Consider the following 25,939-nt stretch of genomic DNA (forward strand, 5'->3'; position numbering starts at 1 on the left):
AAAGCTTTATGAATTACTTTTCTTCAGCACTTTCATACTGATTTTCATTTCGTTGGCGAATAATATCGTTAGCCAGGTAGAGCGCATTACGAAATGATGTCTCATCTGCTTCGTTTTTTCCCGCTATGGAAAAGGCCGTACCATGGTCGGGTGAGGTGCGAACAAAGGATAGACCAGCAGTGTAATTGATGCCCTCTTCAAAGGCCAAAGTTTTAAAAGGGATCAGCCCCTGATCATGATACATGGCTAAAACACCATCATATTGTTTGTAGGAGCCCATTCCGAAAAATCCGTCGGCGGGAAATGGACCCATCACAATGTGGTGACCGCTTTTCACTTCTTCAATAGCCGGAATAATGCTTTTCTCTTCCTCGTCACCGAGCAATCCATTTTCCCCGGCATGTGGGTTTAAGCCAAGCACTGCTACTCTTGGTTTTTTTATCCCAAAATCCTTTTGAAGGGATTTGAGCATTTTTTTCAGCTTGGTCACGATTTTCTCTTTGGTGACTTTATCGCTGACTTCCTTGAGTGGAATATGTCCGGTCACTACCCCAACCCTGAGTCCCTCATGAACCAAAAACATCAGACTTTCTTTTTCACCGTCTTCCTGTGTCAGGTATTCCGTGTGCCCGGGGAATTTGAAATCGTCAGATTGTACGAGTTCCTTGCTGAGTGGTGCAGTGGTGATTGCATCAATTTTCCCTTCTTTCAGGTCTGCTACAGCTCTTTGTAATGAAAGTACGGCATATTTTCCACCGATTTCATTGGCTTGCCCCGGATTGATTTCTACGGTTTCATCCCATACGTTTAATACATTCACTTTTTTGTGAGCCACCTTTTCGATGTTGGAAATCTGCTGATAATTGAAATCCTCTTTATCCAATTGCTTGCGGTAAAACGATATTACCTTTCCGGATCCATAAATGACGGGAGTGAACTGTTTCAAAATTCGATTGTCTTCCAATGATTTGATAATCACCTCAGGCCCAATCCCATTTACATCACCAATCGTGATTCCAATGACAGGTTTATTTTTTTTGTGTGATGATTCACTCATTTTGAAACTGTACTTTTATAAAATCGGAAGTTAATAACGGAGAATAAGTTGGCAAGCGTAAAACCCAAAAAACATTTAGGTCAGCATTTTTTAAAGGATGAAAATATCGCTTTGAAAATTGTAGGAGCACTAAAAAATGAAACAAACCTTCCGGTATTGGAAATTGGACCAGGAACAGGTGTGCTTACCAAGTACCTGATCGAAAAAGAGAATCAGAAGTTTTACGCACTGGATGTAGATACCGAATCAATCGAGTATTTGAAGAATACCTATCCTGCTCATGCGGAGCAATTTCTTTTTCAGGATTATTTGAAATATGATGTCTCGCTGGACAGGTTTAATATCATTGGCAATTTCCCATACAACATTTCATCTCAGCTCTTCTTTAAAATTTGGGACGATCGGGATAAAGTGGATGAAGTGGTGTGTATGATTCAAAAAGAGGTAGCCGATCGAATATGTGAAAAGGAGGGGTCAAAGACATATGGCATACTAAGTGTCCTGCTCCAGGCTTTCTATGAGATTGAATACTTATTCAAAGTGCCGCCCGGCGTGTTCAATCCTCCTCCAAAAGTTCAGTCTGCAGTGATTCGATTGAAACGGAATAATGTGACACAATTGTCGTGCGACGAAAAGCTATTTAAACGAGTGGTGAAAGCAGGATTTGGCAAGCGCCGCAAGACCTTGCGCAACGCTTTAAAAGACCTAAATTTGCCTGAATCTGTGACGTCTCTTGAGGTGATGAATCAAAGGGCGGAGCAGCTTTCTGTTCAAGAATTTATCTCGCTTACCGAAAAAATCGCCTGACATGGAAGCAGAAATGACTTTTGAGTTATCCGTTGAGTTCAAAGACCGGTTTCAACAAGCACTGGATGAGAAGGATACTGCTTTCATTAAATCTTCTCTTGAAGGTGTTAATCCTGCAGATATTTCTGCTTTACTTGATGAATTTGACTCAGAGGAATGCAAGTATGTTTTTGATCTCCTCACTCCTGAGACAGGTGCGCAGATCCTTGAAGACCTTGAAGAGGATGTAAGGGAAGAGTTTATCAAAGAATTCTCCCCCACAGACCTTGCATCTTTTGTGGAGTTGATGGATTCTGATGATGGAACAGATATCCTGTACGAAATGGCAGTGGCCGATCGGAATGAAGTCATTCGTCAAATTTCAGACGAGGAGAAGGCTTCCAACCTTATGGAGCTTCTTGAATATGACGAGGATGTGGCTGGTGGGTTGATGGCCAAAGAGTTAATCAAAGCAAACCTGAATTGGAGCATTTCTCGGTGTATAGAAGAAATCAGGTTGCAAGCGGAAAATGTTCAGAAAATTTACTCTGTGTATGTGGTGGACGACCGGGAAAATCTACTGGGTAAAGTCGGAATAAAGAATTTAATATTAGGGAAGTCCGGATCTAAAGTAGCTGATATCTATGATGATCAGATAATCTCTGTTGAGACATCCACCAGCGAGGAGGAGGTTGCTGCCATCATGCAGAAATATGATCTGGAGGCGCTTCCTGTTGTAAATGCAAGAGGAAGATTGGTTGGACGCATTACCATTGATGACGTAATTGATGTAATTCGGGAAAATGCGGAGGAGGAACGTCAACTTATGACAGGTGTCAGCTCCGATGTGGAGGAGGATGATACGGTCTGGAAGATTTCAAGGGCAAGATTGCCGTGGCTTATTATTGGGATGGCCGGTGGATTGGTTGGTGCGCAGTTTCTTGGGTTGTTTAAGGAGGAAATCATCATCGTTCCCGCACTGGCGTTTTTTATTCCGCTAATCACAGCTTCCGGTGGTAATGTGGGTATTCAGTCATCATCCATCGTAGTTCAAAGTTTAGCTAATCCGAACGTGTTTGCGGATAGCATGTGGAAGCGGCTTTTAAAAGTATTTTTTGTAGCCATTGTGAATGGAGCTATTCTTTCATTGATGGTTTTTGGCGCGGTAATCCTGTTTATGAAAGAGCAACCCCTGGCTGCTACTGTAGCGATTGCGCTCTTTGCAGTTGTTCTCTTAGCCTCATTTATGGGCACGATTACCCCATTGGTTTTGAATCGTTTTGGCGTAAACCCAGCGTTAGCCTCGGGTCCGTTTATAACTACAACGAACGATTTGCTGGGTTTGGCTGTCTATTTCTCGACGGCACACCTTTTGTATAATTTATGAGCACTGAAAGACGCATACTCATCGCCGATGACATGCACGAATGTATCCTCCCGCTGCTGAAAGAAGTGGGTTATGAACCTGTGTATTTACCGATGATAGACAGAGCAGGTATTTTAGAAATTATCCATGAATTCGATGGGCTGATTATCCGTAGCAAAACTTCTGTAAATAAAGAGCTGATTGATGCTGGTGTAAAGCTAAGGTTCGTTGCACGAGCCGGAGCGGGGATGGATAAAGTGGATCGGGATTACCTCGAGTTTAAAGGAATTAAAGCCATCAATGCACCTGAAGGGAACCGAGATGCACTTGGCGAGCATGCTCTTGGCTTGCTATTGTCCCTACTTCACAAAGTACCATCATCTTATGAGGAAATAAAGCAAGGAACATGGAATAGAGAGGGAAACCGGGGGATAGAGTTGAAGGGGAAGGTAGTTGGTATCTATGGAGTAGGAAATATGGGTATGTCTTTCGCTGAGAAACTTAGAGGGTTCGATTGTGAGATTATCGGGTTTGATAAATATAAAGGTGATTTCCCTGGTGGATTCATCAAAAATGTTGAATTAGAAGAGTTATTTGAGCGAACAGAGATTTTGAGTATTCACATCCCTTTGTATAATGAAACAAGACAGTTATTTAATGAGCCTTACTTACGCAGTTTCAAAAACTTAAAAGTACTCATCAATACTGCGAGGGGTGAGGTGCTGGATACGTCAGCATTAATCAAGTTACTGGAAGATGATACATTGTACGGTGCAGGTCTGGACGTATTGGAAAATGAAAAGCTGTATGCTTATTCAGAAAATGAAAAAGCTCAACTGAACAAACTCATCTCATTTTCAAACGTCATTATTTCCCCTCATGTGGGCGGATGGACTTATGAGTCTTACCAACGAATCAGCCTGGTAATTGCTGAAAAAATACGAGAGTTGAACTTATAGCAACCAATCAAGTGCTTCTTCTACAGCGTCAAACCTTCTCATATCAAGATTAGGGAGGGCTTCCTTTAATTCGCTGCTGGCAAAATGACTAAAAATACTTCCTTTTGTAGATTTTGGTTTAATGGAAGCCAACATTAGCAACTTACTTGAGACATTTCCAATACTACTTTTTATAAATACTTTGATCCACAATCTGGCCTCTGTATCAAATTGATCTAAAGTTGATTGATCAATTAGGAGTTTCTTATTTCCTTTTTCAATGGCTCTTGCACAGTGAATGACTAAATGCTTAGCAGTTTTAATGTTCACATTCCCCTTCCAGATTATTCTCGCAATTCCGTTTGTTTTATCAACTTCGAATGAGCTTCCATCCATTTCATACACGACTTCAAATTTTGCAGTCTTTTTGATGGTCTGTGCTTTGGTAGGAATTGCCATATCTTTTACTTCAGGTCGCCTTCTTAATGGGTTGAAGGTGTTAGGATTCTGATTGAAGTAATTATCGATAAATGAGGTTTTCATAGTGCTAATGAATGTTTCACAGTACTAAGCTATTTATTCCAAAGTAACGATTTTAAATATTCCGATGTAGCATGATTTCTTTGGTGTGAATAGGACTTTTTTTACGATTAAAAAATCGTGGATTCCTTTTGGAATAATACCAATTGGATAAATCTAATATCAATCATAACGATTGTAAGAGGGTCTTTTTTTAAGAATAAATTGAAAAACCGCACTTGCTTGACTTGACCTAATCAATAATGTATATTTGCATCATCAAAATAAGACAACACGAAGAAACGGCTTCACTGTGAGGCCGTTATTTTTTGTTTAAAGGGGTAAGAACAATTATGGCAGTTAATTACTACACAAAGGACGGTCTTGAGAAACTCAAAGCAGAGTTAAACGAGCTAAAGACCAAGGGAAGAGCTGATATGGCAAAGCAAATTGCTGAGGCTAGGGATAAAGGTGACTTGAGTGAGAACGCTGAATACGATGCAGCGAAGGAGGCTCAAGGACTATTGGAGTTAAGGATATCCAAGTTAGAGTCGGTAGTTGGAGACGCACGTGTAATTGACGAGTCAACGATTGACACCTCTAAAGTTTCTATCCTTTCCACTGTGAAGATCAAAAACAAGAAGAACAACATGGAGGTGACCTATCAGTTGGTTGCTGAAGAGGAGGCAGATCTGAAAAACGGAAAAATTTCGGTGCAATCCCCAATTGGGAAAGGATTGCTGGGTAAGAAAAAAGGTGATAAAGCCATGATCAAAGTTCCTGCCGGCGATATTGAATTTGAAATTCTGGACATTACTGTCTGATGGCGAGCATTTTTACAAAAATTATTGAGCGAGAAATTCCTGCACACATTGTAGCTGAGGATGATAATTACCTTGCGTTTTTAGATATCAATCCACTGACGGAGGGGCACACACTAGTGATCCCAAAGAAAGAGGTAGACTACATCTTTGATCTGGATAATGATACCCTGGCCGGACTTCACCTGTTTGCCAAAAAAGTAGCAGCAGGCATTGAATCTGTCATTGAGTGTGAGCGAATAGGCGTGACTGTGATGGGGCTGGAAGTGCCGCATGCGCACGTTCATTTGATCCCCATGCAAACCATGGACGACATGAACTTTGCAAACATGAAGCTTTCACCAAGCAAGGAAGAAATGGCCGAGACCGCTAAGAAGATTAGCAAAGCGATTAAGTAATTTAGATACTAGATCTTTGAATGTTAGATATTAGACCCGCCGGAAGGTGGGTTTTTTGTTTTAATTACACCACATTAATTTACCCACCATGGATGCAGGAATGATCAAGAAAATAGATGAGGTTCGTTCACTTCTAACCGATCCGGGGGAATTTGATAAAATAGTTGCTAAATACGAAGCTGACCCTTGCGAAGAGACCCTTAGAGCTGTCATTGATCAGATGACTGTTGAGATTGCAAAGGGGCGTGTGAAGGGTATGGAGAAAGGTTAAATTTTTGTAGGTCTGGTGTGAGAAACCGATGTAAGAATGTTTTTATGTGATTTTTTGTAAGGATCTGATTGCTCTTTGAGTTGATTCTTTTATACCCTCCGGTTCATTAGAAAGTAAATCATTAAAAAAAGTGTTGCAACATTTAATGAAATGTTTGATAACATCAGAAGAGAAAATCTTAGTAGAATATGTCTTATGGATTCTTTGAAAAGACAATGGCTGGCTTCTAAAATTTTTATCAATAAAGTTGGTCTCTTCAAGGTAACTTAGAAATTTAGCTGACCACTCATCGTGAATCTCACTCTTTTTTATAACCTGTGATTCTCCCTGGCTATTATCGATATCATCTATTGAAGCAACATTGTAAGAAAAAGATGCACCATGAGCCACCATATTCCTAAGCTGACTTAATGCTATCATGGATTTCCACTTTTTGATTTTTGATAGTTCAATTCCAATTAATTTAAATCGTGTCTTTAACTCTTCTAAATTTCTAGGATTATTTACGATTTTTTCATAGATAAAATTGAATGTAACAAGATCATGATTATTTCTTGCTCGTTTGTAGCCCTCTGAATTTTCTAGTTTTTCTTTTAAAATTTGAGTCAATGCTCCCTCAGAAAAAGCATGAAGAGCCATTATCACAATTGCATTTAATTCAGTTTTAGCTTCACTGTCTTCTATTTCTAAAATCTTCTTTATGGCCTGAACCGAAAATGAAAAGGTGAATAAATTAATTCCTAATGTTCGTATTACTCTATCCTCCACTCTTATGATTTCTTTTTTTGAAAATCACCATCTCCTCAGGCTTCCCTTTCATCAACCAGGAGATACCAAAAGCAGTCACCCCAATGATCTCCCCGATTAGTATTCCATTTGGAAATATTTCTTTGAGATTGAATCTTTTTTCCAATCCAAAATAGATAAGCATTAAAGCTATGGAAGCCCAAACAATTATGCCCATGGTTTTGTAGAACCTTACTTTCTTACCCCCAAGAGGAAACTTAAAAAAGGACATTGCCCCCACAAAAAATAGAAATAGCCCGGCAGAAACAAGATGGATGGCGCCAATGACACTACTGTAATGGCAGAAGGTGTGACATTGACCAGCATGACAAGTGGTAGGAATAAAAACAGGGATCAAGGCAAAAAAGCCCGCAATATTGGTCAATTTGTTGTCACTTACTTTTTCAGTTGCTGTCAGCGGATGTCCACGGTAGGAGAGTAAAAACACAGCCCATAGGATTAAAACCCCTGTAAAAATGGGAGTGCCAATTGTATAGTAATAATGACTTATGGAGGGTTCTACTTTCATAGTTCTCAACATAAGTATCCATGGCAGTAGAATTCCGAGGATTCCTATCGCTCTTCTTAAAGCACGATATGAACCATTAATAAGAGGTTTATTGGTGTCTGACATCTGTTTAGGTGATTGATGATACACCTAAAATTGCGTTTTTTGTCATTTAAAAGCAATACCCACATTAGGGTATATGATCTAACTACCAACAAAACAACCTACCAATTACCAACCTCACTTCACCCTTCCAGGATTATCAGCAATAAACGATTTCCAGCTTTTCTTTCCGGCATTTGAAATTCCTGACTTAGATGAGTAATGATGACAAATCGCTACTGCCAGTGCATCCGTGGCGTCCATTAGTTTAGGTGCATCTTCAAATTTTAAAAGCATTTGGATCATGTTAGCCACTTGCTCCTTACTGGCATTACCATTTCCAGTTACAGATTGCTTCACCTTCTTGGGTGCGTACTCATGGATCGGCATGTCTCTATTAAGTGCAGCTGCCATGGCAACTCCCTGTGCACGTCCCAGTTTTAGCATGGATTGCACGTTTTTCCCAAAGAAAGGAGCTTCCAGTGCTACTTCATCAGGTAGATATTCTTTCAGAAGCTCCGTCACCCGATCAAAAATTTTCTTGAGTTTTATTTCGTGGTTTTTATACTTGCTGAGGTGGATTACCCCAAACTGGATAACACTCATTTTCTCGCCTTTGCAATGGATCAAACCGTATCCCATTACATTCGTGCCCGGGTCTATTCCCAAAATGATTCGCTCTTTAATCGCCACAGATGCAAATTAAGAACAACAATGCAAACAACCTTCAAAACCGTTGGATCATTGGGTCTATCAAATGGGTGTTGTTGGTTGGCTGTCTCTATTTCATCATAACCAGATTTCAGGATCAATCGATTAACCTAAATGAAATCGAATGGCCGAATTCAATTGGGTTAACCCTCGGTTTTGTATTTTTCCTAATGATCTTGAACTGGTACCTGGAAGCTTTGCGCTGGAAGGTGTCTTTGCAAAGTTTCGATCCCATTTCTATTAAGAGAGCGTGGAATGTGATTCTAAGTGGTTTGGCATTAAACTGGATACTTCCGTTTACTTCCGGCGATCTAATCGCGCGTATTTCTCAACAAAGAGATAAATATCAAACCTCATCAGCTGCTATGCTAAATCGTGGCATCATGCTAGGTTTTACACTGATACTGGGGTTTTATGGTGTAAGTCATCTGGCTATCGATACCACATGGGATGGATTACTTTCTGTTATAATCATAGCAGGTATTGGAATAACCCTTTTTGTTTTTCGTAAATCCCTAAGTGGGTTTTTGCAATACTTTCAGGAATTAAGCAGTGCTAGTTTTATTAAAATTACAATCCTCTCTCTGATGCGCTACGTTGTTTTTGTAGTCCAGTTCTATCTGTTGCTTGTCGTATTCATGCCTGAAGCAGAGCCAACTCTTTTGATAGCAGGGATTGGATGGATATTTCTAATCAGGTCGGCGTTACCACTGTTTTTTGGTGGGGTAGGTGTTAGGGAAGCCTCCGGAATCTTGTTTTTTGAGCCACATATTGCAGATCTCCAGCTCGTCCTCATTCCTGTCTTTTTGATATGGATCATAAATACCGTTATTCCCTCATTAGTCGGGTTGATATTTGTTTGGCGAACTAAGCTCTTTTTTAGATAGGTCGCTCCCTTTTATTACGTCTCAATAATTTGGTTTGATTTCTTGTCCTAAATAAATAAGACCCGAATTATTCGGGTTAACATTGCGCGATGATCTTTTTGATTGTAGGATTCACAGTACTGAACATTTTTTTCTACCTGAGATTGGCTTTGGGCTGGAGTAAAATTGCTGGGGTAGCGAATAGAGAACGCATGATTCCTTTCTCTGTGATTATTCCTGTGAGAAACGAGGAGCAAACGATTAGTCAAATTCTTAAACACCTGGAAAGGCAGGCATATCCAAAAGATCTTTTTGAAGTGATCGTAGTAGATGATTTTTCAGATGATGGCACGGTTGACCAGATAATCCAATCAAAAGACGCACTAAATATCAACATTCGCATCGTTCAATTAAAAGATGAAGGCAAACAGGGGAAAAAGCATGCATTGACAGCCGGAGTGCAGGAAGCAGCGCACGAAACTATTCTCACTACCGATGCAGACTGTTGGTTTGGTGAAAACTGGATAGAATCCTACAACAACGCCTTTGACGAAGGGACGAACATGGTGGCAGGACCGGTTACCATTCACGGAAAGAGGCTGTTTGCACGACTGCAGCAGGTAGAGTTTTCCGGGTTGATGGGATTTGGAGCTGTTACAATCTCTGAAGAAAATCCAAGCATGTGCAGCGGTGCAAATCTCGGTTTTAGGAAACGAGCATTCGAGGAGGTTGGAGGATATACCAACAACCTGTTTACTCCATCCGGCGATGATGAATTTTTGCTTTTCAATATCATGCGAAAATTTCCTCATTCAACCAGGTTCATGAAGGCGCAGGAAGGAATTGTTAGTACGTCAGCACACACCAAACTGAGTGCGCTCATCAATCAGCGTACACGGTGGACAAGTAAGTGGAAGCACAATAAAAACGGAAAAGTACGAGTGAGTGCTATCCTGTTTTTTTTGGATTACCTGATTTTTTATATCGCGCTTTTGGGAGCCTTCCTGGGTTGGTTTAATCCGCTAACAATAGTAGGCATAGTACTACTTCGGTTTGTTTCACAGCTTGCTTTCGTTGCTCCTATCAATCGATTTTTGAAAGGCAAAAGCGCTGTTTGGCCACTCATTGTCTTCCAAATTATTTATCCCATGCATGTTCTATTCATGGGTATGAACTCTATCTTTGGTTCTTACACCTGGAAAGGCAGAAAGTACTAATGACCGACGAGGAGTTTGATATAATCGACGAGCTTTATTTTGTAACGGCTTATAATGATCTGAGAGAAGCAACTGATCTTTCGGATGATCAACTTCGAATAAATCTGATCAGGATGGCTAATAAAGGATGGGTGAGAGTATATAAAAATGTGGATGAGGAGTCGGAGATAGAGCAGCTGGATATGGAAAAGGACTATCGTTCGTACTACTACCTTGCTTCAAAAAAAGGACTATTTGAACATAACACTCAATGAAGGAAACTTCGCTTGACATAAAAGACTTACAACTTAATGCCCTTCTGGAGGTGACTCAGGCAGTGAATAACAACCTGCCGGAAGATGATCTTTTGAAGATCTATAAGTTCACGCTGCTTGCTGATTTGAAAATCAACAAGCTGGCTCTCTATACACAACAAAAGGGTGAATGGGTCTGCCGTGTAAATTTCGGGACAAAAAACAGCTTAATAGGAAGCCCACTTCCTGACAAGTATAAAGAGCTCAAAAACCAGGTTGGAGTCACGGAAACATCATTTGATGAGTTTGATTCTGTCTTTCCGGTTTATCACAAAAACAAGTTGTTATCCGTTGTTTTCATTGAGTCTGAATCTAAGTTGGGTGTTCAGAATAGATTTCTGAATGCATTGACGAATATTATTCTGGTGGCCATTGAAAATAAGCGACTGGCTCGTCAACAGATGGAGCAAGAGGCGTACCGAAGAGAATTGGAGATTGCGAAAAAGGTGCAGAACTTCCTATTCCCGAAGGAACTCCCAAAAATCGAACGCCTGCAAATTGAAGCATTTTATTTGCCTCACCACGATGTTGGAGGAGATTACTATGATTACATTCAAATTGATGAAAACAAGTTCCTAGCTTGTATAGCTGATGTTTCAGGTAAAGGTGTTCCGGCTGCATTGTTAATGTCAAATTTCCAGGCATCATTGAGGGCGCTGGTTAGGCAAACAGATAACCTTCTGGAGATCGTTACCGAGTTGAATCACAGCACTTTTGTAAGTGGTAATGCTGAAAATTTCATTACCTTCTTTGCGGGCATCTACGATTTTAAAACCAAGGAGCTTGAATACATAAACTGCGGCCACAATGAAATTATCCTAAAGCATAAGGACAAGATCAAACTGTTAAATGACGGCACCACTGTCCTTGGCATGTTTGACCCGCTTCCTTTTATAGAAACAATACGAATTTCCAATCTTGACGAGTTCTTCCTCTTCACTTACACAGATGGACTCACAGAAACTTTTAATGAGAAGGATGAGGCATTTGAATTTGAACGGCTTATTGAAATTCTGAAAGAAGAATGTCCTGTAGACCTGTCAGAGTTTCACAATCAAATCTTAGAAGCTTTGAATGCTTTTAAAGGGAACAAACCCTTTCATGATGACATTACCATGTTATCCTGTCGAATCCAAAACAAATGATCCGCTTTTTCAAGACACCCTGGATTGTTAGAAAATGGTATCCTTCTTTAACCTGGAGCTTTCCTGATAGGCAATCCATTTTTTTAACATTTGATGATGGCCCCAATCCTGAAGTCACTGAATGGGTACTTGATGAATTGGACAAACTTGGAGCTAAGGCTACATTTTTTTGTGAAGGGAATCGCATCGAAAGATCCCCCCAAATAGCTCAGGTGGTTGTCAGAAGAGGTCATGCCATTGGGAATCATGGCTTTCATCATTTGAGTGGTTGGAGAACCAAGGACTCTCAGTATTTACAGGATATTAAAGCTTGTGATGAGGCATTGAATGAAATTGGCATTAAAAGTGACCTTTTTCGTCCGCCTTATGGAAGAATCAAAAAACGTCAGATTCATAAACTGAAAAGCAAAAGGATCATTATGTGGAGCTATGTTTCATGGGATTTTGATTCTGAGGTTAGTCCGGAAGAGTCGATCATTCGGTTGAAGAAAGCACAGTCGGGTGATATCATCGTTTTTCATGACAGTCCCAAAGCATTTAAAAACCTTCAGGTGATTCTCCCTGAGATTCTTTCTCATTTTCATACAAAAGGATTGAAATTTGAAGCAATCAAATGATAGATACTCACGCACACATTTACCTTGAGCATTTTTCTGAAGACATAGATGCTGTTATCGAGCGGGCACTTGATAAGGGCATAAAGAAAATACTGCTTCCAAACATTGATAGCACGTCCATCGCGTCAATGCTTGAACTTGAAGAAAAGTATCCGGATATCTGTTATCCGATGATGGGGCTTCATCCCTGCTCCGTTAAAGAAGATTTTGAGAAAGAGCTTCAACTGGTGGAAGAATGGCTGAATAAGCGTTCTTTTTTGGGAGTAGGGGAGATGGGAACAGATTTATATTGGGACAAAACCTTTTGGGAGCAACAAAAGGAAGCTTTCCATTTTCAATGTGAGTTGGCTCTTAAGTATGATTTGCCAATCGTAATTCATTGTCGCGAGACTATTGACGAAACAATCGAATTGGTTAGCCAATATGAAGGGAAAGGATTGAAAGGTGTATTTCATTGTTTTACAGGAACGATTGATCAGGGAAAGAAAATCACCGGGTTTGGTTTTTATCTGGGGCTGGGAGGTGTCAGCACTTTTAAGAATGGGGGGATGGATCAGGTAATTCCTCATATGGACCGATCAAAAATCATCTTAGAAACCGACAGCCCTTATTTAACGCCAACTCCCTACCGTGGCAAACGAAATGAGCCGGCCTATGTCGATTTGGTTGCCAACAAGGTGGCGGAATACTTGCAATTGACAAAAGAAGAGCTGGATAAGATGACGACAGCAAATGCAAATGCACTATTTTTCCCGACTGAAAAATAACCGGGGTTGAAATATAAAATTGTAAATATCAACGAGACTGGGGAGCGCTCTGTATTGATCATCTATACTGGAGGCACATTCGGTATGGTGCAGGATGCGAGCGGCGCACTGGCACCTTTTAATTTTGGGAAAGTAGTAGACCGTGTTCCGGAGCTGCGTCAGCTCAGCACGAGGTTAACAGTTATTTCATTTCCCAAACCCATTGACTCATCCAATATCCTGATTCAGGACTGGAAGGATATGGTATATATCATCGAGGAAAACTATGCGCAGTATGATGCCTTTGTGATTTTACATGGAACCGATACGATGGCGTATTCCGCATCCATGCTCAGCTATATGTTGGAAGGACTCAACAAGCCGGTGATTTTAACTGGTGCTCAAATGCCTATTGGATCAATTCGGTCTGATGCTCGTGAAAACCTGATTACTGCCCTAGAAATTGCATCAGCTCACAATGAAGGACGACCAATTATAAGCGAGGTTTGTGTTTATTTTAATCATTTGCTGCTTAGAGGTTCCCGGTCACAAAAACTAAGGAGTAGTACGTTTGCTGCGTTCGAATCGGAGAATTACCCGGTGCTGGCAGAAGCCGGGATTGAAATTGAATATAACTATGCAGCTTTGAAGCCCTATAATTCAAAGGCTAAACTAACGGTGAAAAAGCACCTAGATCCTAATGTGATCATTTTAAAAATATTTCCAGGGATCACTCAACATGCTGTTCGGTCAATACTTGGTGATCCTGAAGTAAAAGGCATTGTCCTTGAATCATTTGGTTCCGGGAATGCGATGAAGTTTGAGTGGTTTACCAAATGTTTGAAAGAAGCGATTGACGAAGGAAAGATTATTTTGAACGTAAGTCAGTGCATAGGGGGAGAAGTGGAGCAGGGAAAATATGAAACAAGTAAAGATTTAAATAAAATAGGGGTTTTGAGTGGTGGAGACATTACTACAGAGGCCGCTGTTACAAAAATGATGTTTTTATTAGGTGCTGAGATAGATAAAGACAAATTAAAGCACCTTTTAAAGCATTCATTGGCAGGTGAGATGGATACAGTATGGGAATGATTGTGATATAAAGCCCTTGATGTTAGGATAAAACTTGCATAAAGGTATTTTTCGTGATTTATTTGTAGCCCGTCAAAAAGTGGCGGCCTACAGAGAGGTGGCCGAGTGGTCGAAGGCGCACGCCTGGAAAGTGTGTATACCCCAAAAGGGTATCGAGGGTTCGAATCCCTTCCTCTCTGCGATTTTGCAGAGCATGGCCTTTGGAATTCGACAATTATTTTATGAGTGGTGCGAATTTTGTGGGAATGAACATGCAATTTTGGATTTTACTAAAACTTAAATATTTAACTAAACCGAAGACTTAACTTACAAGACTGAATTATGAAAAAGTTATTGACTCTCTTAATGTTGGCAGGTGTTTTTACCTTCAGTGCTACTGCACAGGAGTTTTCAGACACAGATACTACCGCCGCTGATACAGCGCAGGCTGAGGAAGTATACGAAGAGCCTGTAGAAGAAATCGCTGAAATAGTAGCTCCTATAGAAGAAGAAGCTGCTCCTTCAAAAGGATTTCACCAAGTAGTAAAAGAACAATTCATTGATGGTGGACCTACTTTCATGGGGATCGTTCTGGCATGTTTGATTCTTGGGTTGGCTATTGCTATCGAAAGAATTATTCATCTGAATATGGCATCTACCAATACCAAAAAGCTTTTAACTGATGTAGAAGATGCATTGAATGCAGGAGGTGCAGATGCAGCTAAAGAAGTTTGCAGAAACACCAGAGGGCCTGTAGCATCGATCTTTACTCAAGGCTTGATGAGAATGTCTGAAGGAGTAGAGATGGTTGAGAAGTCAATCATAGCTTACGGATCAGTGGAGATGGGTAAACTGGAAAGAGGAATGATTTGGATTTCCCTATTCATTTCACTTGCACCGATGCTTGGTTTCATGGGAACAGTAATTGGTATGATCGAAGCATTCGACGCAATTGCGGAAGCTGGTGACGTATCTCCTGCACTTGTGGCAAGCGGTATTAAAGTAGCACTTTTGACAACAGTTGGTGGTTTGATTGTGGCTGTAATTCTTCAGCTTTTCTACAACTACCTTGTTTCTAAAGTTGATTCAATTGTAAACAGCATGGAAGATGCATCTATCTCTTTGGTAGACCTTCTTGTGAAGCACAATCTTTCTAAGTAATCTAAAATAGATTAGACTATGGTTGATGTAGGATTATTTATATCATATATACTCATTGGTGTTTGCATTCTTACTGCGGTAGGCATGCCACTAGTGAAGGCGTTTGGAGATCCCGATTCTTTGAAAAAGATGGGGGTGGGAGTCGGAGCATTAATAGTTGTATTCCTAATCGCTTTTTTTACGGCGAGTGGAGAAAATTCAGGTAATGCTTCCGAAACAACAGCAAAGCTCGTAGGAGCAGGATTGACAACTTTTTACATTCTTGCGATCGGAGCTATAGGCGGAATCGTTTATACAGAAATTAAAAAAGCAGCTGAATAATGGCGAGGAATAAAGAGAGAGGTACTCCGGAAGTGAGTTCTGGCTCTATGGCAGACATTGCTTTCCTTTTGCTCATTTTCTTCCTGGTAACTACCACGATTGCAAATGACAAAGGGATTTTGATGACTTTGCCTCCTCCACCGGAACCAGATCAGCCAATTGTTGAGTTTCAGGAAAGAAACATCTTCAAGATTTTGGCAAACTCAAATGATCAGTTACTGGTTGAGAATGAGCCATATAATAAGCCAATGTCGGAGTTAAAAGAAGATATAAAGGCATTTGTTTTAAACTTTGGTAATCCTGATCAGGAGGGTATTGATACATACAATAGCCTTCCTTCTCAGATGAAAGTTAGAGCAAAACAAAGCCCGGAATCATCTGATCACCCAGGCAAGGCAGTCGTATCATTTAAGGCTAACAGGGGTACAAGCTATGATCTGTACATACAGATTATGGATGCAGCCCATGCCGCTTACAATGAAATCTATGCCGAACGAGTTGGCCTTACGGCGCAGGAATTCCTTGAGTTGGATCAGAGCAAGGATGTGGAAAAGCGAATGTACCTTCAGGGTAGATCCGGTATTCCTAAAGCGATCTCAATTGCAGAACCAGATAAATAAGATAGAATATGTCGAAGTTTAAGAAAAATTCGAAAGCATCTCAGGATATTCCAACGGCAGCATTGCCGGATATTATCTTCATGTTGCTATTCTTCTTTATGGTAACGACTGTGATGAGGGAGCAAGAGATTTTAGTAAAACAAGTTCTTCCTAAGGCAGAGCAGCTTTCAAAGATTCAGAAAAAGTCTTTAGTAAGCCATATCTATATTGGAGAGCCAAAGAATATTGGTACATACGGCGAAGAGCCAAGAATTCAGACAAATGATGTTTTCATGGAACCTGATGAATTGACTCTTTTTGTGAATCAGGAGAAAGATAAACTTTCTGAGGCTGAAAGAGATCGTATTACAATGGCTCTGAATATTGACAATGAAGTAAAGATGGGAATTGTGTCAGATGTTGAGCAAACCTTGAGAAAGGCGAATGCCAGAAAGATTCTTTATAAGTCCTTAAGAGGAGTTCAAGATTAATAACTTTTTCAATATATAAATCAAACCCCTGTCGGTTCCGACAGGGGTTTTTGCTTCTAATCTTCCAGTTGCTTTTTCTTCTCTTTCAGCCATTGTTCATATTCTTTTTTGGCTTCTTCAAGCGCGTTTTCCAATTCCTTTTTAGTGGCTTTTCTGAGTTTATCTGCCTCATCGATCACCTTCTCTCTTTGTTTTTGAAGCTTTCTTAGCGCTGATTCGATTTCTCTTTTTGCTTCTTCTGCAGCCTCTTTGGAATCTTCTTTCAACTTTTCGATCTCTTCTTCAATTTCTTTTTTCTTTTCATCAAATTGTTCCAATGCTTCCTCTCGCTCGGATTCTTTATCGTTATCCTGAGGGCTACAGGCAAAAGCAAGAATTCCGGCAAGAATCAAAGTATAGTATTTCATAGATTGTTTTTATGTAAAGTTACGCGCTTACCTTTTTAGGGTTTAGGAAGGGTGTCCAATCATCCCTGTAAGCCCCATTGTTCAATCGCAGAAATGTGAGGTAGTTAGGTTTTACTGGTGCTTTTTGTAGCTTCATGCCTACCTTATCAAGTGTGAAGTCGCTCTTTCGGGAATTACAGTTTTTGCAGGCAGTTACCAAATTAGTCCAGGTCGATTTACCTCCCTTTGATCTGGGCACTACATGATCTATAGTCAGATCTTTATTAACACCACAGTATTGACATTTACCTCCGTCACGCTTAAAGATGTTGTGACGACTCATTACAACCCCTTTATAGGGTAGACTGATGTAATATTTAACTTTTATAATTGAAGGAAATGGGAACGTCTTGCTGATAGATCTCAACTTTCTTTCACTCACTTCAGTAATGAGATCTGCTTTTTTTAGAAAAATCAGCATAAATGCTCGCTGTACTGAACAAACAGTCAAAGGTGTGTAATCTTGATTTAATACCAGTACAGTGTTCATGAGGTCATATTTTCATTCGTTCCAATTCTCTTTTTTGGTCCTTTTTCTTGATGCTATCCCGCTTATCATATATTTTTTTACCCTTAGCCAGGGCTACTTCCAGTTTTGCCAAGCCCCGACTATTGATGTATATCCTCAATGGAACAATTGTCAACCCCTTTTCTTCCATTTTTGACTTGAACTTTTCCAGCTCTTTTTTCTTTAATAGAAGCTTTCTGTCTCGAGTTATTTCATGACTTTCAAAACTTGCTTGTGAGTAGGGTGAGATATTCATTCCTTTTATAAACAACTCATCTTTCTTGAAATAGCAATAGGCCTCCTGAATACTTGCTTTTCCTTCCCGCAAGGATTTGATTTCTGTGCCTTTCAGCATGATCCCTGCCTCCACTTTTTCCACAAATTCAAACTCGTAGCTTGCTTTACGATTCTTAATTTGAATATTATTGGAAAATCTATTTTTATCCTTGCTCATTGTTTAAATATATAATAGAGTTGCTAAAAAGGCATTCTTGGTAATGGACTATCCGCTAAATCTCCAAATTCACCTTGCTCGTAAAGTAAATATCCACTGATGGCGATCATGCCAGCATTGTCCGTGCAATACTGAAAGTCGGGAATGAATACCTTCCAACCATTTTTGCTAGCTCCTTGTTCCAAAGCATATCTTAATCCGCTATTCGCAGAGACTCCACCAGCAATTGCAATTTGATTAATTTCCTCCTGCCTGGCCGCCAGTTCAAGCTTTTTCATCAGCATCGAAATCAACGTGTGCTGAATGCTGGCTGCCAAATCATGAAGATTTTCTGAAATGAATTCGTTATTTCTTTGTACTTCTTTTCGAAGAAAATATAGAATGGAGGTTTTAATTCCGCTGAACGAATAATCAAGATCAGGCATGTCAGATTCATTAAATGCGAATCTTGTTGGATCGCCTTCTTTTGACAGTTGATCAATCATGGGACCACCAGGATATGGCAACCCCAGTAATTTCGCAGCTTTGTCAAAGGCCTCACCAACAGCATCATCTTGGGTTTGCCCCAGGATGATCATTTTAGTCGCACTATTTACTCTAAGGATTTGTGTATGCCCACCACTGACCGTCAGGCAAATAAATGGAAAATCAGGCTTTGGATCATCAATAAAATGAGCCAAAACATGTGCCTTCATATGGTGGATAGGGATCAATGGGATGTTGAGTGATGCGGCCATTGATTTGGCGAAGCTAGATCCAATCAGAAGGGCTCCAAGTAAACCGGGTCCACGAGTGTATGCAATCCCATCGAGATCTTTTACGTTTATATTGGCGTGGGTGAGCACATGGTTTATAACTGGCACGATATTTCGCTGATGCTCTCTCGAGGCAAGTTCGGGTACTACACCGCCGTACTGCTCATGAATAGCTTGGCTGGCAATCTCATTATTGATTACTTTGCCGTTTATACATATTGATGCCGAAGTTTCGTCACAAGAAGACTCTATACCTAAGATAACCCCCACTGCTTTTTTTGAAGGCCAAGATAACTATATCGTACATTCGAAGGTTGCTCTGGAAGGTTTTTTCAGGCCTTTTCTTCTATTCTTTGATGCTGCTACTGGTTCTTATGCTGCTTTTGCAGCTTAAACCTGTACAAACATTTCTGGCACAGAAGGTGCTTGGTTTCATTTCAGAGCAAACGAATCATGAAATATCTTTATCCAGGGTTAAAGTTTCGTGGCTTGACCGTGCCAATTTGGAAGAAATTCTTATAAAAGACCTTGAGAATGACACTTTGATCTATTCAGGTAACATGATGGTCAACTATAAAATCTTAGATCTTTTAGACGGTGATTATCTCAGTATTGAAGAAATTGAATCCAAAGATATCCGGTTAAAACTCACCAAGTACGACAGTTTATCCAAGCTCAACCTTTCTCAGTTTTTGAATGCCCTAAAGCGGGATACAGTAAAAAAGGCTTCCAAACCTCTCTACATAGAGCAAATTATTTTTACCAATCTCCATCTAAGTTTAAAAAATGAATCGAAAGAGCATGATAAAGATAAACTTGATTTCTCGAACCTGGACTTTTCGATTCCTGATATTTCAGTTGGGGAGCTTTCAGTCAGATCAGATACGGTAGACGGTGACTTAATTCAGTTTAGTGGCTTGGAACGTTATTCAAACTTTAAAATCAATGAGTTCAGCACCAAATTTCGTCTGAGCAACCAATCGCTTAGTGTCGATGATCTCATTTTAAGAACACCGACCAGTCATATTGCAGACAGCCTTGAATTTTTTTACAATGGATTAGATGACTTTGGACACTTCGTTGATAGTGTTTCGTTCATTCTTCATTTTAATAATTCCAGAATTTCTAAAAGTGATATGCGGATAGTAACTGGTCTGGATTTGGTAAAGGAAGATATTACCATAGATGGTATTATTTGGGGAACGGTTGGTGATTTTAACATTGAAGAAACAAAATTCGGATATGGCAACTCCTATCTAATAGGAGGTATAAGTTGTTTTGGATTGCCTGATCTTTCCAAAACTTTCATTTTAGCTGATCTCACAGATTCGCATGTAATTCCAGAAGACCTGAGGCCCTACATTGGTGACTATACCAACAACCTTAAACAAATGGGCAAGATTGATTTTACTGGAAGTTTTGCCGGTTTCCTGCATGATTTTGTAGCTAGAGGTGATTTTGTTACTAATCAGGGATCAGTACATTCAGATATTAATATAAAAATCCCGAAGGATGTGTCTCAAATGTCATATGATGGAAACCTTGAATTTAAAAATGTCAATGTGGGCGCATTTTTTAAAAATGAGCTGATCCAAAGAGTAAATCTAAAAGCAAGTATTAATGGAAGAGGGGTAAAGCCTGAAAATGCTGAGTTTGATTTAAAAGCGCTGGTTTATCAAAGCGGGTTAAAAGGTTATGAATATGATAGCATTGAAGCAGACGGGAAGTTTGCTAAGAATTTCTTTGAAGGCAGTTTTTCAATCCAAGATCCAAATTGCAACTTAAAAGGAGCCGCACAAATAGACTTTCGTCAAGAAGAGGATTTACTATCCGTAAATGTGCAAGTGAATAAACTTGAAGCTCAGAAACTCCACCTGACTTCAAGAGCTATTTCTGGTAGTGGTCATTTGAATATTGAGTTAAAAAATCTGGATATAGATGATTTCACCGGAAAGTTGGCATTTGACTCAGGTCTTTTAGTTCTGAATAATCGAAAGCTTTTTTTGGATTCCATTCGATTTACAGCTGATATTGAAGATAGCTTAAGGCATATTAAACTTGCCTTGCCAGGACTCATCACAACAATAAAAGGTGATTTCAAAATCACTGATGTTATCGCTGATATTCCGATGATGGTGGCAGGCTATTCAGAAAAATTGAATCTTAGAAAGGATACTTCTCAATTAGTGGATAGTGGTGAGAATTATAAGTTGACCCTTAATGCTGAGATAAAGAACATCTCCAGTTACATAGACTCATTGAACCTGCCTATTGCGCTGGGGGGAAATACTGTTATTGAATCTACTTTCCGAAAAAGTAAAAACGTAAATATTTCTCTTTATGTCAGATCAGATACGCTTTTTATGGGGGAGAATGAATTTCACGCCCCAAGCCTTGAGATAAACGGGTCCAGAGATCTGGATGCTTCAGATATTCTTACAAGCTTTATTATTCAGTCTGAAAAGCAGGTGATTAATGGTATGCCAAATACAGAAAACCTACTATTGGAGGGTGTTTGGTATGACAATCAAATCGATCTCACCACTTTAATTAGTCAACCGGAAACTTCCAGTAATATCAGGCTGGAAAGTTCAATGAATCTATTTAAGGATTCTGTTGTCCTAAAAATGCGTCCTTCGGAGATTAAATTGCTAGCAGATACATGGACTTTCAATCCTTCAAACAGGATTGTCTTTACGGACAATGCTATGGAGATTTTTAATATGGAAATCTATGATGCTAGCGAATCCATTCTAGTTGAAGGGATTTATGCGGATTCAATACCCACATCCATCAATATATCGACCGAGGACTTGAACATGAATAAAGCAGAGCTGTTCTCAAGTGCATCCATATCTGGTTTTTTAAATGGGAATTTTAAAGTCTTTCGACAGGGTAAAGGTGACCCCTTCAAGTTTGACGGTGGCTTTCTGCTGAAGAATTTAAAATATGGAGACTTGGACGTAGGTGATGTAAGTGGATCCTCTAATTGGAACTCCTCTGACCAGAGCGTCTACACGAAGGTAGAGGTTGAGCGAAAGAATGTAAGCGCCATTCAGGTAGAAGGCTATTACTACCCTACCCATAAATCAGAACAACTCGACTTTGATGTGACCTTTGATAAAGCTGAATTAAAAATGGCAGAACCGTTTTTGATTAAAAATTTCGAAAGTATTGGAGGATATGCCAGTGGCTCATTAAAAGTAACAGGTGCAGCAGCCGACCCAAGAGCTGTTGGTAGCTGTAATATTCAAAATGGTAATGTGACTGTTGTTTACTTAAACACAGCTTATTCTTTTAATGGGCGCATTGACTTTGATCCAAATAATATCCGATTGGTAAATTTTGATCTCACTGATCGTAAGGGATCGAGCGCGATTGTGACCGGATCAATTAGACATAATTCTTTCGCAGACTTTAATGCCAATATTGAAATGAGGGCAAATAACTTTGAGTTTCTCAATACAACATCTCTCGATAATAACCTCTATTATGGTTCGGCCTATGGGACTGGAACAATTAACGTTACTGGGCCCCTTAATGATCTTAATGTAAATGCTAACATTAGAACTGAACCCGACACACGATTTTTTGTGCCCATATCCGAAGGGACGAGCGTTGGTCAGGAGGATTATATTACTTTTATTGATTTGAAGGATACTACCAGCGTTACTGTTGAAGATGACTTTAAAATATCCGGATTAACCCTTGAATTTGACATTGACGTAACCCCGGACGCCTATTGTGAACTCATCTTCGATATTAAAACCGGAGATATAATAAGGGGGAGAGGAAGAGGGAATTTAAAATTACGACTTGATACCGATGGCGAGTTCCACATGTTTGGCCCGCTCGAAATCACTGAAGGAGCCTATAATTTCACCGTTCCAAACTTGCTCAATAAGGAATTTGATGTTGTTCCGGGAAGCATGATCACTTGGTATGGTGATCCCTATAATGCTACTCTTGATTTAGATGCCACTTATCTACAAAGGGCTTCATTCGAAAGTTTAAAAAACCTTAATGAACAAGATCCAAATGATTTAGCTAATAAAGTACCAATACTTGTTGTTCTTAGAATAGAAGGAGGAATGTTATCTCCTCAGATCGACTTTGATCTAGAGCTTCAAAATGAATCAGATGCCACTAGGGAAAATATCCCGGAGCTTACTCAAATAACGAGCAATGAGCAGGAGTTGAAAAGGCAGGTGATTAGTTTGCTTTTTCTTAAGAGATTTTCTCCCCGGGAAAGTTTCACTCTTAGTGCCGGAGGTAGTGTAGGCAACAGTGTTAGTGAATTCCTTTCAAGCCAGGTAAGCTATTTGGTCAGTCAGATAGATGAAAATCTGGAGGTGGAAGTAAACCTTGCCGACCTAAACAACGATGCATTCAATACATTTCAACTTCGCTTTGCATACACATTCCTAAACGGGAGGCTCAAAGTAACCAGGGGTGGGGATTTTGGAGATCAAAATGATAACAATGACAATGTCTTAAACGACATTGTAGGTGACTGGTCTGTAGAATATAGCCTGACGAAAGACGGTAGGTTAAGAGCCAAGGTTTTCAGAAACACCGATCAGCGAATTCAAGTCAATAATAATCAACAAAATCAGGAAACAGGTATTAGCTTACGCTTTGTGCATAGTTTTAATGATATTACTGAGCTTCTTACAATGAAACGGGATGAGGCGTTGTTGCGCAGAGAGGAAGAAGAGGAAGCCGAAAATGAGCCTAAAAAGAAAAAGTCTGCAAGCGATTCAACGAGTATCTATTAAGCACTTATAGTATGTAATTCGTTGAGGAATCATTATCTTAAGACAAGATAAATCCAAATCGCCATGAATTACAGAAAATTTAGCCAGTCTTATGCCAAAGAAATAGGAGGAGAATATCGCGAATACGATGACACTCAATCAGTTATCATTGTTCCCTTAAAAAGAGGCAGGTTTCAAACAGTAACTGGTCATATAGTAGAGCATACTGGCTATGGGAGAGAGGTTGTCCACCTAAAATCAAAAGTGTGTGAGCTCACGTATGATATTCCCTTTAAAGATTGCTTAGCCGCCTCAAAAGACTACCCTTATACCAAATTCATAACAGAGGATGGTTTTCTAAAAGTGGAAGCAATTAATTTTTTGGTCAACCTAAAAGATAAAATGGTCAAAGAAATGATTCAGGAAATCGCTCAACATGCAGATGATTGGGAATTAAAGATCACGGGTAAGGATATTCATTAATACTTTTGCAACGCAAGCCGACCCATCGTTCCCCGCTAGCTAGCGGGGGAAGGAAAGTCCGGGCAGCATAGAGCAGCGTACTTCTTAAGCGGAAGCGTCCGTCGATTGGCGGATAGAGATAGTGCCACAGAAAATAAACTACCTGTCCCGAATATTCGGGATGGGAAAAGGTGAAAAGGTGAGGTAAGAGCTCACCGGATCAATGGTGACATGGATCGCATGGTAAACCTTACGCGCTGAAAGACCAAATAGGTCCTACATTTGAGAGCTGCTCGCTCGAGTAGGGTTGGGTAGGTCGTTTGATCCGTCAGTTGGCGGACTAGATAAATGGTGGGATAAAACAGAACCCGGCTTACTGGCTTGCTTTTTGTATAACAAGTTCAAAAATTTAAAATGGCGAAAGTACTAATCGTAGATGATGAAAAGAGCATCCGAGATGCATTAAGCGATATTCTTCAGGAGGAGAAATATGAAGTGATAACTGCAGAAGATGGAGAAGCAGCCTGGGATAAATTGGAAGATGAAAAAATAGACCTGGTGCTATGCGATATAAAGATGCCAAAAATGGATGGCATTGAACTACTCAATAAGGTATCAGAAGAAGGCGTAGATGTGCCATTCATTATGATATCAGCTCATGGAACAATTGATACAGCTGTAGAGGCAACAAAAAAGGGGGCGTATGATTTTATTCAAAAACCGCCTGATTTGAATCGGATTTTAGTGACGGTCAGAAATGCTATTGAAAGCTCAAAGCTTAGCACAGAGACCAAGGTACTTCGAAAAAAGGTAAGCAAAGGCAATGAGATAATTGGTGAATCTGAGTGCATAAGGGAGGTGAAAGCTACGATTGAAAAGGTGGCGCCAACTGAAGCGCGTGTTTTGATAACAGGCGAAAACGGAACGGGAAAAGAGTTAGTTGCTCGCTGGCTTCACGAAAAAAGCATGCGTAGTAAGTCACCCCTGATCGAAGTTAATTGTGCAGCTATTCCATCAGAATTGATTGAAAGTGAATTGTTTGGTCATGAAAAAGGATCTTTCACATCTGCTCATAAGCAGCGAATAGGCAAGTTTGAACAAGCGCATGGAGGAACCCTATTTTTGGACGAAATAGGCGACATGAGTTTATCTGCTCAAGCCAAAGTTCTCCGTGCTTTACAGGATAAAAAGATCACACGAGTAGGAGGAGATAAAACTATAAATGTAGATGTCCGGGTCTTAGCTGCAACCAATAAAAACCTAAAGAAAGAAATCGAGCAGGGTAGTTTCAGGGAAGATTTATATCATCGTCTAAGTGTAATGGTTATAACCGTACCGCCTTTAAGGGAGAGAAAAGAAGATATTGAATTATTGGTGGAGCATTTTCTCGAGCAGGTGGCTACTGAGTATGGTTCGGCTAAAAAATCGTTACACAAGGATGCGGTTAGTCAATTAGGGAAATATGACTGGACCGGGAATATTCGAGAATTGAGAAACGTAGTAGAAAGGCTGGTCATCATGTCGCAAGACACAATCACAGAAGGGGATGTAAAGAAATACGTTGAAGCTTAAGCGTTAGCTTGCTCTGTTTTTACTTCTTTAGTGTCTTCCTGAGCATAAGTAGGGCATGTTCTTTGAGTACATGCACTCATGGCAAGGATAATTACTGCTAGTATTGTAAGTTTCAATTTCATAAGCGGTTTTATTCGATGAGCAAAGCTATTTAGTTAACTAACCCTTCAAAAATAGGAGAAATATTCTACTATA

30 protein-coding genes, 1 tRNA gene and 1 other RNA gene are annotated in these 25,939 nt (G+C 39.9%); 22 read left to right on the plus strand and 10 right to left on the minus strand.

The annotated features are described in order from the left end of the window. Positions 1–13: 13 nt before the first annotated feature. The gene (pdxA, locus tag RIC88_RS19560) at positions 14–1,057 is read right to left on the minus strand and encodes a 4-hydroxythreonine-4-phosphate dehydrogenase PdxA (RefSeq protein WP_350219266.1); all 1,044 of its coding nucleotides are present in this window, start codon (positions 1,055–1,057) and stop codon (positions 14–16) included. Positions 1,058–1,105: 48 nt separating this feature from the next. On the opposite strand from pdxA, the gene rsmA reads away from it, so the two are divergent. Genes rsmA through RIC88_RS19575 form a run of 3 tightly spaced genes read left to right on the plus strand, consistent with a single transcriptional unit; the run spans position 1,106 to position 4,168 of the window. Further along, the gene (gene rsmA, locus RIC88_RS19565) at positions 1,106–1,864 is read left to right on the plus strand and encodes a 16S rRNA (adenine(1518)-N(6)/adenine(1519)-N(6))-dimethyltransferase RsmA (protein WP_350219267.1); all 759 of its coding nucleotides are present in this window, start codon (positions 1,106–1,108) and stop codon (positions 1,862–1,864) included. A 1-nt stretch (position 1,865) separates the two neighbouring features. After that, positions 1,866–3,230 (plus strand): magnesium transporter, encoded by a 1,365-nt coding sequence (gene mgtE, locus RIC88_RS19570; protein WP_350219268.1) that lies wholly within the window; start codon positions 1,866–1,868, stop codon positions 3,228–3,230. Continuing rightward, a complete protein-coding gene (locus tag RIC88_RS19575; RefSeq protein ID WP_350219269.1) occupies positions 3,227–4,168 on the plus strand; it encodes an NAD(P)-dependent oxidoreductase in 942 nt (313 codons plus the stop codon). Before mgtE ends, RIC88_RS19575 begins: the two co-directional genes overlap by 4 nt. Here the strand turns inward: RIC88_RS19575 and RIC88_RS19580 are convergent. Then, positions 4,163–4,690: a hypothetical protein gene (locus RIC88_RS19580; RefSeq protein WP_350219270.1), complete on the minus strand. Its 528-nt coding sequence runs from the start codon at positions 4,688–4,690 to the stop codon at positions 4,163–4,165. The genes RIC88_RS19575 and RIC88_RS19580 overlap by 6 nt on opposite strands. A gap of 329 nt (positions 4,691–5,019) precedes the next feature. Here RIC88_RS19580 and greA point away from each other — a divergent pair, with 329 nt between their 5' ends. The 3 genes from greA to RIC88_RS19595 all read left to right on the plus strand — a co-directional run bounded on the left by greA (position 5,020) and on the right by RIC88_RS19595 (position 6,156). Then, positions 5,020–5,490: a transcription elongation factor GreA gene (greA, locus tag RIC88_RS19585; RefSeq protein WP_502880013.1), complete on the plus strand. Its 471-nt coding sequence runs from the start codon at positions 5,020–5,022 to the stop codon at positions 5,488–5,490. Then, positions 5,490–5,885, plus strand: coding sequence for an HIT family protein (locus tag RIC88_RS19590; RefSeq protein WP_350219271.1), 396 nt, complete (start codon positions 5,490–5,492; stop codon positions 5,883–5,885). Before greA ends, RIC88_RS19590 begins: the two co-directional genes overlap by 1 nt. A gap of 88 nt (positions 5,886–5,973) precedes the next feature. After that, positions 5,974–6,156, plus strand: coding sequence for a hypothetical protein (locus RIC88_RS19595; protein ID WP_350219272.1), 183 nt, complete (start codon positions 5,974–5,976; stop codon positions 6,154–6,156). A gap of 42 nt (positions 6,157–6,198) precedes the next feature. Here the strand turns inward: RIC88_RS19595 and RIC88_RS19600 are convergent, their stop codons facing one another. The 3 genes from RIC88_RS19600 to ruvC form a co-directional block, all read right to left on the minus strand. After that, positions 6,199–6,924: a hypothetical protein gene (locus RIC88_RS19600; RefSeq protein ID WP_350219273.1), complete on the minus strand. Its 726-nt coding sequence runs from the start codon at positions 6,922–6,924 to the stop codon at positions 6,199–6,201. Beyond that, the gene (locus RIC88_RS19605) at positions 6,914–7,576 is read right to left on the minus strand and encodes a hypothetical protein (protein WP_350219274.1); all 663 of its coding nucleotides are present in this window, start codon (positions 7,574–7,576) and stop codon (positions 6,914–6,916) included. Before RIC88_RS19605 ends, RIC88_RS19600 begins: the two co-directional genes overlap by 11 nt. 114 nt (positions 7,577–7,690) lie before the next feature. Next, the gene (gene ruvC, locus RIC88_RS19610; protein ID WP_350219275.1) at positions 7,691–8,245 is read right to left on the minus strand and encodes a crossover junction endodeoxyribonuclease RuvC; all 555 of its coding nucleotides are present in this window, start codon (positions 8,243–8,245) and stop codon (positions 7,691–7,693) included. Between the two features lie 2 nt (positions 8,246–8,247). Between ruvC and RIC88_RS19615 the strand changes: the two genes are divergently transcribed. The 12 genes from RIC88_RS19615 to RIC88_RS19670 all read left to right on the plus strand — a co-directional run bounded on the left by RIC88_RS19615 (position 8,248) and on the right by RIC88_RS19670 (position 16,790). Beyond that, entirely contained in the window at positions 8,248–9,150 is a 903-nt protein-coding gene (locus RIC88_RS19615) for a hypothetical protein (RefSeq protein ID WP_350219276.1), read from the plus strand. 89 nt (positions 9,151–9,239) lie between these two features. Beyond that, on the plus strand, positions 9,240–10,346 hold the full coding sequence (locus tag RIC88_RS19620) for a glycosyltransferase (RefSeq protein WP_350219277.1): 1,107 nt from the start codon (positions 9,240–9,242) through the stop codon (positions 10,344–10,346). After that, entirely contained in the window at positions 10,346–10,600 is a 255-nt protein-coding gene (locus tag RIC88_RS19625) for a transporter (RefSeq protein ID WP_350219278.1), read from the plus strand. Before RIC88_RS19620 ends, RIC88_RS19625 begins: the two co-directional genes overlap by 1 nt. Next, positions 10,597–11,784 carry a PP2C family protein-serine/threonine phosphatase gene (locus RIC88_RS19630; RefSeq protein WP_350219279.1) on the plus strand — a complete coding sequence of 396 codons (1,188 nt, stop codon included), beginning with the start codon at positions 10,597–10,599 and terminating at the stop codon, positions 11,782–11,784. The genes RIC88_RS19625 and RIC88_RS19630 overlap by 4 nt, the downstream gene beginning before the upstream one ends. Continuing rightward, positions 11,781–12,401, plus strand: a complete 621-nt coding sequence (locus RIC88_RS19635; RefSeq protein ID WP_350219280.1) for a polysaccharide deacetylase family protein — start codon at positions 11,781–11,783, stop codon at positions 12,399–12,401. Before RIC88_RS19630 ends, RIC88_RS19635 begins: the two co-directional genes overlap by 4 nt. Continuing rightward, positions 12,398–13,168, plus strand: coding sequence for a TatD family hydrolase (locus tag RIC88_RS19640; protein WP_350219281.1), 771 nt, complete (start codon positions 12,398–12,400; stop codon positions 13,166–13,168). Before RIC88_RS19635 ends, RIC88_RS19640 begins: the two co-directional genes overlap by 4 nt. 6 nt (positions 13,169–13,174) lie before the next feature. Then, positions 13,175–14,239, plus strand: a complete 1,065-nt coding sequence (locus RIC88_RS19645; RefSeq protein WP_350219282.1) for an asparaginase — start codon at positions 13,175–13,177, stop codon at positions 14,237–14,239. 91 nt (positions 14,240–14,330) lie between these two features. Continuing rightward, a tRNA-Ser gene (locus RIC88_RS19650) sits at positions 14,331–14,418 on the plus strand. A gap of 142 nt (positions 14,419–14,560) precedes the next feature. Beyond that, positions 14,561–15,379 (plus strand): MotA/TolQ/ExbB proton channel family protein, encoded by an 819-nt coding sequence (locus tag RIC88_RS19655; RefSeq protein WP_350219283.1) that lies wholly within the window; start codon positions 14,561–14,563, stop codon positions 15,377–15,379. A gap of 18 nt (positions 15,380–15,397) precedes the next feature. After that, positions 15,398–15,700: a hypothetical protein gene (locus tag RIC88_RS19660; RefSeq protein WP_350219284.1), complete on the plus strand. Its 303-nt coding sequence runs from the start codon at positions 15,398–15,400 to the stop codon at positions 15,698–15,700. Further along, positions 15,700–16,320: an ExbD/TolR family protein gene (locus tag RIC88_RS19665; protein WP_350219285.1), complete on the plus strand. Its 621-nt coding sequence runs from the start codon at positions 15,700–15,702 to the stop codon at positions 16,318–16,320. The genes RIC88_RS19660 and RIC88_RS19665 overlap by 1 nt, the downstream gene beginning before the upstream one ends. Positions 16,321–16,328: 8 nt before the next feature. Continuing rightward, positions 16,329–16,790, plus strand: coding sequence for an ExbD/TolR family protein (locus RIC88_RS19670; RefSeq protein WP_350219286.1), 462 nt, complete (start codon positions 16,329–16,331; stop codon positions 16,788–16,790). Between the two features lie 56 nt (positions 16,791–16,846). Here the strand turns inward: RIC88_RS19670 and RIC88_RS19675 are convergent, their stop codons facing one another. The 4 genes from RIC88_RS19675 to tsaD are packed head-to-tail and all read right to left on the minus strand — an operon-like array spanning position 16,847 to position 19,223. Beyond that, positions 16,847–17,197, minus strand: a complete 351-nt coding sequence (locus RIC88_RS19675) for a hypothetical protein (protein WP_350219287.1) — start codon at positions 17,195–17,197, stop codon at positions 16,847–16,849. Between the two features lie 19 nt (positions 17,198–17,216). After that, entirely contained in the window at positions 17,217–17,726 is a 510-nt protein-coding gene (locus tag RIC88_RS19680; RefSeq protein ID WP_350219288.1) for an HNH endonuclease, read from the minus strand. Positions 17,727–17,730: 4 nt separating this feature from the next. Then, on the minus strand, positions 17,731–18,198 hold the full coding sequence (gene smpB / locus RIC88_RS19685) for an SsrA-binding protein SmpB (protein WP_350219289.1): 468 nt from the start codon (positions 18,196–18,198) through the stop codon (positions 17,731–17,733). A 23-nt stretch (positions 18,199–18,221) separates the two neighbouring features. Then, positions 18,222–19,223 carry a tRNA (adenosine(37)-N6)-threonylcarbamoyltransferase complex transferase subunit TsaD gene (gene tsaD, locus RIC88_RS19690; protein WP_350219290.1) on the minus strand — a complete coding sequence of 334 codons (1,002 nt, stop codon included), beginning with the start codon at positions 19,221–19,223 and terminating at the stop codon, positions 18,222–18,224. An 8-nt stretch (positions 19,224–19,231) separates the two neighbouring features. Between tsaD and RIC88_RS19695 the strand changes: the two genes are divergently transcribed. From RIC88_RS19695 to RIC88_RS19710, 4 genes are all read left to right on the plus strand, one after another. Further along, positions 19,232–23,731, plus strand: coding sequence for a translocation/assembly module TamB domain-containing protein (locus RIC88_RS19695; protein ID WP_350219291.1), 4,500 nt, complete (start codon positions 19,232–19,234; stop codon positions 23,729–23,731). A 63-nt stretch (positions 23,732–23,794) separates the two neighbouring features. Further along, on the plus strand, positions 23,795–24,193 hold the full coding sequence (locus RIC88_RS19700) for a hypothetical protein (protein ID WP_350219292.1): 399 nt from the start codon (positions 23,795–23,797) through the stop codon (positions 24,191–24,193). Between the two features lie 9 nt (positions 24,194–24,202). Further along, positions 24,203–24,564: RNase P RNA component class A (gene rnpB, locus RIC88_RS19705), an RNA gene on the plus strand. Positions 24,565–24,586: 22 nt separating this feature from the next. Next, a complete protein-coding gene (locus tag RIC88_RS19710; RefSeq protein ID WP_350219293.1) occupies positions 24,587–25,744 on the plus strand; it encodes a sigma-54-dependent transcriptional regulator in 1,158 nt (385 codons plus the stop codon). Here RIC88_RS19710 and RIC88_RS19715 read toward each other — a convergent pair. Then, a complete protein-coding gene (locus RIC88_RS19715) occupies positions 25,741–25,866 on the minus strand; it encodes a hypothetical protein (protein WP_349567567.1) in 126 nt (41 codons plus the stop codon). The genes RIC88_RS19710 and RIC88_RS19715 overlap by 4 nt on opposite strands. Positions 25,867–25,939: the final 73 nt, after the last annotated feature.

Origin of the sequence: Ekhidna sp., from assembly GCF_040220215.1 — a bacterium.
Taxonomy (GTDB): domain Bacteria; phylum Bacteroidota; class Bacteroidia; order Cytophagales; family Cyclobacteriaceae; genus Ekhidna.